We start from the raw sequence: 11,756 nt of genomic DNA on the forward strand, positions 1-11,756 counted from the left end.
ATCACCATCCAGAGGATAGCGTTAGAGATAAAGTAATTTCCTTCCGCTAGCGTCTCGCTAGTGGAAATTACTAACGTCTCTGGCGGATTTTATTTATTATTAATAACCTATTAACCTACTATGCCAGGGCATTAGTAAAAATCACATGCCCCAATTAATTAATATAAATCCTTTGCGGAACGGAGATAGCACTTGGAAACTTTGGTTTCAGTTTTAATAGGGTTCTTTGCACTTCCAGTCTTTCTGTAAATCTTCCAACCCTCACTTTGTAAATTGGCTGTTTGTATTCCACATCTGTTCTTATTTCTGGAAGAACAACTCTTGCTGTATCTCTGGCAGCATAAGCTTCAGAACTACTACTACCACTATAAACCTGAATTGAGTACCCATTTACATAGCGAATCTCCTTATTGTTCTCTGCTAAGGTATCTAGCTTTTTATTCAGTAATTCGGTGACATCAGCATTGGGCTCGAAGTTTTCACTTGTCGTTCTAAAAGCGCTTTCCTCTTCTACCATTTTATAGCTAGTATCAACTTCAGGTCGATATTGGCTTAAATCTTCACTGTATGATTTACTTGCAGTTGAAGTAGGTTGAGTTGTTACACAACCTATAATTAAAAACCCAACTAAAAAAAACGCTATATAGGCTCCAAATTTATTCATCTAATAAAACACATTTATTGCTTTTAACATCCTCTTCCACCGTCTTGAACTTGACGTCTTTCTTTACACTTCCGTCTTGATACTGAACAGAAACTCTGTCATTTCTCCCTACTACCTTTTCAGATTTTGCTGGCATCTGCTTCTCTACTGGTGGTCTGTTTTTATTTTGACCTCCACTTAATACAGAACCTGACTCTTCTTTACTTTCTTTATAATTCTGCTGCTGTTTTCTTTGAGCAGCCGTCTGAACCTGAGAACTATCTTGAACTGGTAAATCAAGTTTCATCATAAATGAACTAGTATCTTCATTCAATTTACCGATAAATCTTTTGAATAGCTCAAAACCTTCAAATTTATAAATCAATAAAGGGTCTTTCTGCTCGTATACAGCATTTTGAACGGACTGCTTTAAGTCATCCATTTCTCTCAAATGCTCTTTCCAGTTTTCATCAATGATGGCTAGCGTAGAGATTTTCTCCATGGAAAGTATCAATTCCTGACCTTCAGTATCCAGATTTTTCTGTAGATCAGTGACTACCCCAATTTGCTTTTTACCATCTGTAAATGGAACCATGATTTCTTTCACGGTTGCCCCTTTGGTTTTAGAAATATCTTTTAGAATAGGGAACGCCTTTTCTCTTATTTTATCATTTTTAGCTTTATAAGAAGAATACACATGATTGTACAATTTCTCAGTCAGCTCGTTTGGCTTCATTGCTTCGTAATCTTCTTTGCTGATTTCAAAATCAATTCCGAAAGTACCTAGAATGCTTAATCTGAAGTCATCAAATGCATCCATTGCTTTGGAGTTATTCACGATATCTTCGCAAGTATCAAAAAGCATATTCATGATATCCAACTGCAATCGCTCGCCATAAAGCGCATTCTTCCTTCTCTTGTAAATCACTTCACGCTGAGAATTCATAACATCATCATACTCCAATAATCGCTTACGTGTACCGAAGTTATTTTCCTCTACTTTCTTCTGCGCTCGCTCAATGGATTTTGAAATCATAGAATGCTGAATTACTTCACCTTCTTCTAATCCCATTCTATCCATTAGTTTGGCGATTCTGTCTGAACCAAACATACGCATCAAGTTATCTTCAAGGGAAACAAAGAACTGAGAAGAACCAGTATCACCCTGACGACCGGCACGACCTCTTAGCTGTCTATCAACCCTTCTTGATTCGTGTCTTTCTGTACCAATGATTGCAAGACCACCAGCTTCTTTCGATTCCTTAGCCAATTTAATATCCGTACCACGACCCGCCATGTTGGTAGCAATGGTAACTGTTCCTGGTTTTCCAGCTTCAGCTACCACATCTGCTTCTTTTGCGTGTTGTTTTGCGTTCAATACTTGGTGTTTGATCTTACGCATGTTCAACATACGACTCAGAATCTCAGAAATTTCCACGGAAGTTGTACCCACTAAAACAGGTCTTCCGGCTTTACTCATTTCTTCAATTTCAGCAGCAACGGCATTAAATTTCTCTCTTACTGTTTTATAAACTTTGTCTTGACGGTCATCCCTAACAATTGGCTTATTGGTAGGAATCACTACCACATCCAATTCGTAAATATCCCAGAACTCTCCTGCCTCAGTTTCAGCAGTACCGGTCATACCCGCTAATTTGTGGTACATTCTAAAGTAGTTCTGCAATGTGATAGTAGCATAAGTCTGCGTGGCATCCTCTACTTTCACATTCTCTTTTGCTTCAATCGCTTGGTGGAGACCATCAGAATATCTTCTTCCTTCCATCACTCGACCTGTCTGCTCATCCACAATCTTCACTTTCCCATCTACCAAAATATACTCAGTATCCTTTTCGAAAAGTGTATAAGCTTTCAATAGCTGGTTTACAGAATGAATACGTTCCGCTTTCTCTGCATAATCTTTGATTAAAGTATCTTTCTTCTCCAGCATTTCCTCATCAGAATAAGACTCGTCTTTTTCCAAATTGGCAATTTCTACTCCTATATCTGGTAGAATAAAGAAATTAGGATCCTCTCCATCTCTTGTGATTAAGTCAATCCCTTTTTCCGTAAGGTCAATATTATTGTTTTTCTCTTCTATAGTGAACAATAAAGGCTCATCTGCCTCTGGCATTAATTTAGAATTATCAGCCAGGTAGATGTTTTCCGTCTTTTGCAAAATTTGACGAATACCCTGCTCACTCAAATATTTAATTAAAGGCTTATGTTTCGGCAAACCTCTAAATGCTCTGAACAATGCCAAGCCACCTTCATCTTCCTTACCTTCTTTGATGAGCTTTTTGGCTTCTAAAAGAAAGTCTGAAGTTAATTTTCTTTGCTCTTGTACTAGTTTTTCAATTCTTGGCTTAAGGGAATCAAATTCATGAACATCTCCTTTGGGAACTGGCCCTGAAATAATTAATGGAGTTCTGGCCTCATCAATCAAAACAGAATCCACCTCATCAATCATGGCAAAATGGTGTTTTCCTTGAACCAATTCTTTGGTTTCACGCGTCATATTGTCACGCAAATAATCAAAGCCGAATTCATTATTGGTTCCGTAAACTATATCCGATTGATAAGCTTTTCTTCTTTCTTCTGAGTTAGGTTTAAAATTATCGATACAATCCACCGAAATTCCGTGGAACTGAAATATAGGCGCCATCCACTCAGCATCACGTTTTGCTAAGTAATCGTTTACGGTAACAATATGAACACCTCTTTTCGCTAAAGCATTTAAGAAAGCTGGTAAGGTGGCCACTAAAGTTTTACCTTCACCTGTTGCCATCTCAGCAATTTTACCTTTATGGAGCACAATACCACCTATCAACTGCACATCATAATGCATCATGTCCCAGGTCACATCATTTCCAGCAGCTTTCCATGTATTATTCCAAACAGCTTTATCACCCTTCAAATTTACATGCTCAGCCTTGCCAGACATTTCTTTATCGAACATAGAAGCAGTCACTTCCAATTGTTCGTTTTCCATAAACCTGCGGGCAGTATCTTTAACGATAGCAAAAGTTTCAGGCAATACTTCTAAAAGCACTTCCTCCAACTTTTCATTTCGCTTCTCTTCCAGGGCATCAATTTCATTGAAGACATCCTCTTTAGTATGTAAATCCATATCAGGATTTTCATCTACCTTGGTATGAAGAGCCGCTATTTCATCATCAATTTCTTTTAAATATTGATTGATTCTTGCTAAAACATCAGCAGTTTTAGCTCTTAATTCATCATGTGATAAGTCCTTCAACTTGGCAAATTCTTTATTAATCTGCTCCACCAAGGGGAGAACTTCTTTTATATCTCTATCAGACTTAGTTCCGAAAACTTTTGTTAGTCCTTTTGCTAAAAAATCAAACATGTTTTTTTGCTATAATAATTTTAAATGTGCGCTAATTTACACGCTTTTTTATGATTTATTTCAATTTTTAAAGTTCGATTTCACCTTTAAAAACATTCTTTGCCGGTCCTGTTAACCAAACATTTCTGGCAGATCCTTCATCCAACTCAAATTCAACAACCAATTGTCCTCCTAAGGTTTCAATTTGAACTGGAGAAACACCACCATGCAATACATTCGCAATAGCGCAAGCCGTTACTCCAGTGCCACATGACAAGGTTTCATCTTCTACTCCTCTTTCATAAGTCCTCACTGAGATTTTATTCTCAGAAAGCTTCTCTACAAAATTAACATTGATACCTTCAGCTGCAAACTCTTCATTATAACGAATAGATGCACCTTCTTCTTTTACGTCTTTATTTTTTATGTTGCTGGCAAAAATAACATAATGAGGAGATCCTGTATTAATCGTGAAGTGCTCTGGAAAAGTATTAATTTCTGACTGGGCAACATCGTGCATGCTCAAGCGAACAATATCGCCTTCTATTGTGGCTTCATGTACCCCATCTGTTGAAAGAAAAGTAGTTTCACCCTTAATTATACCTAAAAATTGAGCAAATTTCACTGCGCATCGGCTTCCATTCCCGCACATACTTTGCGAGCCATCAGGATTAAAAAATATCATTTCAAAATCATACTCGTCATGATTTTCAATTAATATTAGACCATCAGAACCCACTCCGAATTTACGGTTACATAATTTTTGGGCAATCGTTTTGTCCGTTTTATCCAGCTTTAGGGAGCGGTTATCCACCACCACAAAATCATTGCCTGTGCCCTGATATTTATAAAATTCAAATCTTGCCATGTGCTCCATGAAGCGAAAATAACACCAAATAATTTCTTATGCCAGAATGGCACTTTGGAAATAGATTTAGTTCAAATTCAGAGTTGAAAAAAATCTCAAACTATTCAAATTTAGAGTGAATATTTTAAAATATAAACACTAAATTTGTAACCATTGTGTAACGTTTACTAAGATGGTTATATGAAAGAATACTTATCATTATCAGAAACATCGGAATTAGTCGGTAAAAGTAAGGAAACTTTAAGAAGGTGGGACAAAGAAGGAATATTAAATGCCGTTAGAGAACCGGTTTCAAATTATCGTGTTTATAAAAAATCTGATGTTCAAACTTTTTTAAAACCCTTATTTGATAATAATATAGAGGATGAGGTTTCTAATTTCGAAAAACCTGATAATGAATATGCAGTATTAGAATTATTTGCTGGAGCCGGTGGATTAGCTGTTGGCTTAGAAAAAGCTGGATTAAAATGCCAAGCATTAAATGAAATTGATAAATGGGCCTGTCAAACATTACGGAATAATAGACCTCATTGGAATGTTCTTGAAGGTGATATAAAAGATTTTGATTTCAAAGAACTTGAAAATCAAATAGATGTAGTAACAGGAGGCTTTCCTTGTCAGGCATTCAGTTATGCAGGAAAAAAACTGGGGTTAAAGGATGCAAGAGGCACTTTGTTTTATGAATTTGCAAGAGTAGTTACAGAAGTGAAACCAGCAATTTGCATAGGTGAAAATGTAAGAGGTCTTTTAAGCCATGACAATGGAAATACATTGCAAGGCATGATTTCCATTTTAGATGAAATAGGTTATAAAGTTGTTCCTGTTAAAGTCTTGAAAGCTATACAATACAGGGTGCCTCAAAAACGTGAAAGATTAATTTTGGTGGGCATCAGAAAAGATATTGATATTGAATTTCTATACCCAAAACCTCACAAAAAAATCTATAATTTAAAAGATGCCCTGAAGAAAGGACCATTATTTAATTCCGATGTTCCTAAATCATTAGGTGCCAAATATCCTGAATACAAAAAAACAATTTTGGACTTAATTCCTCCTAAGGGATATTGGAGAGACTTGCCTATAGAGCTTCAGAAAGAATATATGGGCGGTAGTTTTTATTTGGGCGGAGGGAAAACCGGAATGGCTCGAAGAATTGGTTGGGATGAACCTTCCCTTACTTTAACTTGTAGTCCGGCACAAAAACAAACTGAAAGATGTCATCCTGATGAAACCCGCCCTTTTACGGTCAGGGAATATGCAAGAATTCAAACCTTTCCAGATGAATGGGAATTTGCTGGCTCAATAGCTCAACAATACAAACAAATTGGTAATGCTGTCCCTGTAAATTTAGGTCAGGAATTAGGTTATTCCATTATAAAATTTTTGAATCAATATTACAGCCTTTCAAAACCTAGATAGTAACTATAATTTTCAAAAGTAATTTGATCAAAAATTGAGCGCTGAGATTCTGAAATCGATTCTTGTATCTCAGTTAAAGCTGAGTTTTCTTGAATTTCATTCTCAGATTTGATGGAGCCTAAATAATCGGAAATTGCTAAAGGAAGGTTTTTATAAAGTTTAAAAAAGGCATCCTCTTGACCGGTTAATAATGAATAGAATTGATCCCCGGAAATTTTATAAACACGACTGTGACTGTATTCTTTACCATTTATCTCTGCAAACCACTTTTCGTTAAAACTCTTCTTAGCCAAAATCTGAACCCAATAGCATTTTGCTTGCTTATAATCATCAGCATATCTTGCTAATTTCTGGAACAAGCTTTCCGAAGAGCTACTGTTCATGGTATTATGCTTATTTTTAATATCAGCAAATAGTGTGTCATCTTCGGCCTTTATATCAAATCCGCTTAAATCCCCTTTTTCATAGCCATCAATCCCTCCCAGCAATTCTTCATGAAATGTACCTATTGAATTATTGATAGATTTATCTATTTGTCTTAACACTTCAGTTTCAATTATTTCTTCCTCATCCAGATTATTAAATTTTGAATCAAAGATTAGTTTTATGGTATCTACCTTATTTTTATAAAAAGTCTTTTTGGAAATATTTTCTTTCGCCTTCAAATATGAATTATGAAGATTTTCGACACATTTTAATAAATGCTCATCCGCCACAAAATCAAGGTATTTATTTGCCATAGATAATTCTTTGATTTAAAGTTATTAAAATAAATTTACCCCACCATCAAATGCGCCCTAGGATATTTGTGTGTCGTGCTTGTAGCTCTATTGCTGAGGGCTAAAGCAAAAGTTAAAGTACCTACTCTACCAATAAACATTGATAAAATAATGATAATTCTACCGCCAAGTGATAAATCAGCAGTAATCCCAGTACTTAAGCCTACCGTACCGAAAGCTGAAACTTGTTCAAAAATCAATCTTTCCAGCGTAATATCACCATCCGTTATGGTCAAAGCAAAAATAGCCATCAAATTCATAGTTGCGGCAAAGAAAAAGACTGACAAGGCTTTATAAAGTAATTCTTTAGGTATGAATTTTCTATCGATCTCAATTTTAGCCCTATTATTTAAAGTTGCAACCACTGATTTAATCAACAAATAAAAAGTTGAGGTTTTAATCCCTCCACCCACAGAACCTGATGACGCCCCGACAAACATTAAGAAAGAGATTAGCACCAAGGCCGGGATTTTCAAGGCACTAAAGTCCACAGTGTTAAATCCTGCCGTTCTTGCAGTTGCAGATTGAAAAAAGCTGGTGATCAAAGCTTCCATAAAATTCATATCAGCCAAAGTGTTGTCTCTTTCTATAAAATAAAAGGCTATCATGCCTGTGATGAGCAATACTAAGGAAGTATATACTGCTATTTTGGTACTCAATTTCCATTCCTTCCAAGGGTTTCTAAATCTATCCCTAAGATTGGAAAGTGAAAACAAATCCTGTAGTGAAGAAAACCCTATCCCTCCTAAAATCAGAGTTATGGCAATAATAATATGTAAAATATAACTGGTGGCTACTCCTTGTTCAAATAGGCCATTGGTAAATAAACTAAAACCTGCATTACAAAATGCACTGATAGAATGAAAGGCTGAAAAGAAAACCTTCTGCCCCACGGTATTAAAATGAACATCCTGCCCCCAAGAGAAGAATATTAAAACAAAGGCAATAAACTCCACTAAAAAAGTGATAAAAAAGATTTTGCTCAATAAGCCTTTGGCGGAGAATAAAGAATCACTTTCAAGGAAATCTTGAAGCATTAGTTGTTGCTTGATCCCTACTCCTGTCTTTAAAAGTGAAGCTAAAAAAGAAGCAAATGTAATGATGCCCAAGCCACCAAACTGCATTAAAATCATAATGACAAATTGCCCTTTCAACGAAAAGTAAGTAGCCGTATCTACAACAATCAAACCTGTCACGCAACTTGCACTTACAGCAGTAAACAATGCATCCATGAAAGGCATGGTTTCGTTTTCCACTGACATTTCAGGAAACATTAAAACACCAGTCCCAAAAAAGATCAAGATTATAAAACTAATGATAAAGGTTCTGGCAGGTTTCGTTTTGAGTTGAGATAAAATTACACTCGCTTTTACTCCTTCATATGAAATTAAAATAATAAAATAAAAAGCCAGCAAAGTTTGATAGGCGTCCGCATAACTATTGAATTCAAAAAAGTCCTGTAAAAAATATACTATTCTATTATCAAAAGCATAATAACTAATAGAATTTACGAGGATAATGATGACTAATATAAATTCTAGTTTATGAGATTGTAAAAATTCCAGTCTTCTAAAAGAGTAAAGCCATCGAATGAGGAAACTTAAAAAATAAAAAAACAGGATTATATCCAATGCCAGAAACACCTGTTCTAACTCCTCTTTATTTACATCAAATCCAAATTCATATAGTAATATGACCGAAGCAGCTATCCATAAAAACACTTTAACAGAGCGAACCGTGGTGAGGACGGGCTTTTTACTCTTATAAATTGCGTTATTCAGCAATTCAATTATTGTATTTTTAAATCTAGAGATTTTCATTTAATACTTTATACATCATAATATCAGCCCACCATCAAATGCGCTTTAGGATATTTATAGTTTTGTGTAGTCTGCCTGCTACTTAATGCAAAAGCAAATGTAAGCGTCCCAACCCTTCCAACAAACATAGAAAGAATTATAACCGTCCTACCAGCAGTAGATAATTCAGAAGTAATACCAGTACTTAAACCTACTGTTCCAAATGCCGAAACTTGTTCAAAAATAATTTGAACGAATGAGAAATTACTATCTGTTAATGTTAAAATAAATACCCCGATCAAATTAATGGAGGCGGCAAAGAAAAAGATAGACAATGCCTTAAACAGTAATTCTTTTGGAATAAATCTTTTGTCAATTTCGATTTTTAACCGCCCCCTAATCGTGGCAAATACCGAAACCAGAATTAAATAAAAAGTAGAAGTTTTAATTCCGCCACCTACTGAGCCCGAGGACGCACCAATAAACATGAGAAATGCCAGCAATATTAGTGTTGGGGTTCTTAAAGCTCCTATATCCACTGTATTGAAACCCGCGGTTCTGGTTACGGATTGAAAAAAGCTAGTAATTGTAGCTTCGATAAAGTTCTTATCTGACAAGATATAATCTCTTTCCAATAGATAAAATACCAACATCCCAAAAACAATTAAGAAAGCAGTGGTGTAAACTGCTACTTTGGTGCTTAAATTCCAATCTTTCCAAGGGTTTTGATAACGGTCTCTTAATCGTTGAACATTAAAAATATCCTGAATAGTAGAAAAACCGATAGTTCCAAATATCATGGAAACAGCTACAACAATATGAAGGATATAACTAGTGGCAACTCCATGTTCGGCCAAGCCATTTGTAAAAAGGCTAAAGCCTGCATTACAGAAAGCACTGACTGCATGAAAAGCCGTAAAAAAAAGTTTTTGAGCTTGTGAATTGAAGACCACCCCATCTCCCCAGGTAAAATAAATCAATACAAAGGTGATAAGCTCCAATGAAATGGTGATGAAAATGATTTTCCGCAATAAGCCCTTTGCAGAAAAAAGAGATTCACTGATCAGGTAATCCTGCAAAAACAATTGCTGTTTAATGCCTACTCCGCTTTTCATAATATTAGCAAAAAAGGCCGCAAAAGAGATTATCCCTAGAGCACCAATTTGCACTAACATCATAATTACGATTTGCCCCTTTAGAGTAAAGAAAGTAGCTGTATCTACCACTATCAATCCTGTAACACAACATGCACTCACAGAAGTAAATAAGGCATCCATAAATTTCATCGAACCCTCTTGAACTGTCATGGCGGGCAACATCAGCATTCCTGTTCCGAAAAGTATCAATATAATAAAGCTGACTATGAATGAATGAGAAGGGCTTGCTTTAAGGCGAGAAAATATATCAGATGCGTTGACCAGTTCATAAAGAATCAGGATAATGAAGAAGAAAGTGATTAAAGCCAAATAAGCATCTTCGTAGCTTTCAAACTCAAAATTCTCGATAAAAAAACCCATTATCTTATTATCAAGAAACAGATGACTAATGGTATTAACGATGATAATCAATACCAAAAAAGTCTCTAATTTATTATTTTTAATAAATTCGGTACGTCTAAACTCATAAAGTAAACGAATAAGAAAAGTGCTGAAATAAATGATAAGCACTACATCCAAACCCAAGAAAACTTGCTCTAATTCATCCTGTTCGGTTTCAAAACCAAAAACATATAAAAGAAGAATAGTTGCGGTAAGCCAAATAAATGCTTTTAAAGAAACCAGTGTATTCAAAACTTGCGTTCTGCTACTGTAAAGCAAGTTATTCAGCCATTCTGCAAAAGCATTTTTGAGTTTTGAAAATTTCATTCCGTAAGAAACACTTGGCTTTTAAGTTTAATGCCTCAATTTATAACTGTAAATTATGCTTTATTGCCTCTACTTCCAACTTTTTGGCATCAATTGGCACTACACCTAATTCTTCGCATACAATTCCTCCTCCTAAATTTGATAATGTGGCTACAAAATCTGCCTTTAAATTCAAGGCCATGCAAAGAGCTGCAATGCTAATTACTGTATCGCCCGCTCCCGAAACATCCGAAATACTTCTTTTGTAAGCCGGAATCAAAAAATCCTCTTGTTCGGATTGTATATAAACTCCTTTTTCCGATAAAGTAGTCATCACCATTTTGCATGATAGGCGTTCTCGAAGTAATTGAGTTTGTGATTTTAACACTTCCTGATTTGAATGCTCAAAATTCACATTCATCCCCTCTTTCAGTTCTTTCAGATTAGGTTTAAATAAATCCACTCCTTTGTAATAAAAGAAGTTATTTTTCTTAGGATCTACCACTACTGGTTTACCTAACTCCTGAGCTCTTTCAACAGTATCTTGAATAATTTGAGCATTGATGGTGCCTTTATCGTAATCCTCAAAAACCACTACATCCACTTCTGGTATCAGCTCCAAAATTTTTTGCGATAGTAAATTTTCTTCTGAAGAGTTTAGGGGCTCAAGGCTTTCCGAATCAACCCTTAAAAGATGTTGAGAACCGGACAAAACCCGCTCTTTAATGGTGGTTATTCTGTCTTTACTTCGAATAATCCCTTTAGCTGTAATATTTCTTTTCTTTAGTAAATCTTCAAAAATATTGGCTTCCTCATCATCTCCTAAAACAGCGCATAAAATGGGTTCTGCACCTAATGATTGAAGATTTAGGGCAACATTGGCCGCCCCACCCATTCTTTTTTCACGGTTTTTCACATTTACGACTGGCACGGGTGCTTCAGGAGAAATCCTGGAAACAGTGCCCCAGATATAAGCATCAATCATCACATCACCAATGACTAATACTTTTAGTTTTTGAAATGCTTTAAAAAGGTCAGGAATATTTTGAACAGGCATA

General features: G+C 35.6%; 8 protein-coding genes. 1 reads left to right on the forward strand and 7 read right to left on the reverse strand.

Annotated elements, in window-relative coordinates:
- Positions 1-154: 154 nt before the first annotated feature.
- The 3 genes from FTRAC_RS19275 to dapF all read right to left on the reverse strand — a co-directional run bounded on the left by FTRAC_RS19275 (position 155) and on the right by dapF (position 4,857).
- Complete coding sequence (locus tag FTRAC_RS19275) at positions 155-664, reverse strand: SPOR domain-containing protein (RefSeq protein WP_013453892.1); 510 nt, start codon at positions 662-664, stop codon at positions 155-157.
- Positions 657-4,010 (reverse strand): preprotein translocase subunit SecA, encoded by a 3,354-nt coding sequence (secA, locus tag FTRAC_RS08835; protein WP_013453893.1) that lies wholly within the window; start codon positions 4,008-4,010, stop codon positions 657-659. The genes FTRAC_RS19275 and secA overlap by 8 nt, the downstream gene beginning before the upstream one ends.
- 67 nt (positions 4,011-4,077) lie before the next feature.
- Positions 4,078-4,857 (reverse strand): diaminopimelate epimerase, encoded by a 780-nt coding sequence (gene dapF / locus FTRAC_RS08840; protein ID WP_013453894.1) that lies wholly within the window; start codon positions 4,855-4,857, stop codon positions 4,078-4,080.
- Positions 4,858-5,037: 180 nt separating this feature from the next.
- Between dapF and dcm the strand changes: the two genes are divergently transcribed.
- A complete protein-coding gene (gene dcm / locus FTRAC_RS08845; protein WP_013453895.1) occupies positions 5,038-6,276 on the forward strand; it encodes a DNA (cytosine-5-)-methyltransferase in 1,239 nt (412 codons plus the stop codon).
- Here the strand turns inward: dcm and FTRAC_RS08850 are convergent.
- From FTRAC_RS08850 to FTRAC_RS08865, 4 genes are read right to left on the reverse strand one after another with little or no spacing between them, the layout of a single operon-like run.
- A complete protein-coding gene (locus FTRAC_RS08850; RefSeq protein ID WP_013453896.1) occupies positions 6,252-7,016 on the reverse strand; it encodes an Eco47II family restriction endonuclease in 765 nt (254 codons plus the stop codon). The two genes, dcm and FTRAC_RS08850, sit on opposite strands and share 25 nt — an antisense overlap.
- 35 nt (positions 7,017-7,051) lie before the next feature.
- Positions 7,052-8,875, reverse strand: coding sequence for a TrkH family potassium uptake protein (locus tag FTRAC_RS08855; RefSeq protein ID WP_013453897.1), 1,824 nt, complete (start codon positions 8,873-8,875; stop codon positions 7,052-7,054).
- A 23-nt stretch (positions 8,876-8,898) separates the two neighbouring features.
- Entirely contained in the window at positions 8,899-10,719 is a 1,821-nt protein-coding gene (locus FTRAC_RS08860) for a TrkH family potassium uptake protein (RefSeq protein WP_013453898.1), read from the reverse strand.
- Between the two features lie 40 nt (positions 10,720-10,759).
- A complete protein-coding gene (locus FTRAC_RS08865; protein ID WP_013453899.1) occupies positions 10,760-11,755 on the reverse strand; it encodes a bifunctional heptose 7-phosphate kinase/heptose 1-phosphate adenyltransferase in 996 nt (331 codons plus the stop codon).
- Between the last annotated feature and the right edge of the window lies 1 nt (position 11,756).

This window comes from Marivirga tractuosa DSM 4126 (genome assembly GCF_000183425.1).
Lineage (GTDB): Bacteria > Bacteroidota > Bacteroidia > Cytophagales > Cyclobacteriaceae > Marivirga > Marivirga tractuosa.

Excerpts from the sequence above, each read along its gene's own strand:
- dapF (WP_013453894.1), bottom strand. The coding sequence starts at position 4,857 with ATGGCAAGATTTGAATTTTATAAATATCAGGGCACAGGCAATGATTTT.
- FTRAC_RS19275 (WP_013453892.1), bottom strand. The coding sequence starts at position 664 with ATGAATAAATTTGGAGCCTATATAGCGTTTTTTTTAGTTGGGTTTTTA.
- FTRAC_RS08865 (WP_013453899.1), bottom strand. The coding sequence starts at position 11,755 with ATGCCTGTTCAAAATATTCCTGACCTTTTTAAAGCATTTCAAAAACTA.
- FTRAC_RS08850 (WP_013453896.1), bottom strand. The coding sequence starts at position 7,016 with ATGGCAAATAAATACCTTGATTTTGTGGCGGATGAGCATTTATTAAAA.
- FTRAC_RS08855 (WP_013453897.1), bottom strand. The coding sequence starts at position 8,875 with ATGAAAATCTCTAGATTTAAAAATACAATAATTGAATTGCTGAATAAC.
- dcm (WP_013453895.1), top strand. The coding sequence starts at position 5,038 with ATGAAAGAATACTTATCATTATCAGAAACATCGGAATTAGTCGGTAAA.
- secA (WP_013453893.1), bottom strand. The coding sequence starts at position 4,010 with ATGTTTGATTTTTTAGCAAAAGGACTAACAAAAGTTTTCGGAACTAAG.
- FTRAC_RS08860 (WP_013453898.1), bottom strand. The coding sequence starts at position 10,719 with ATGAAATTTTCAAAACTCAAAAATGCTTTTGCAGAATGGCTGAATAAC.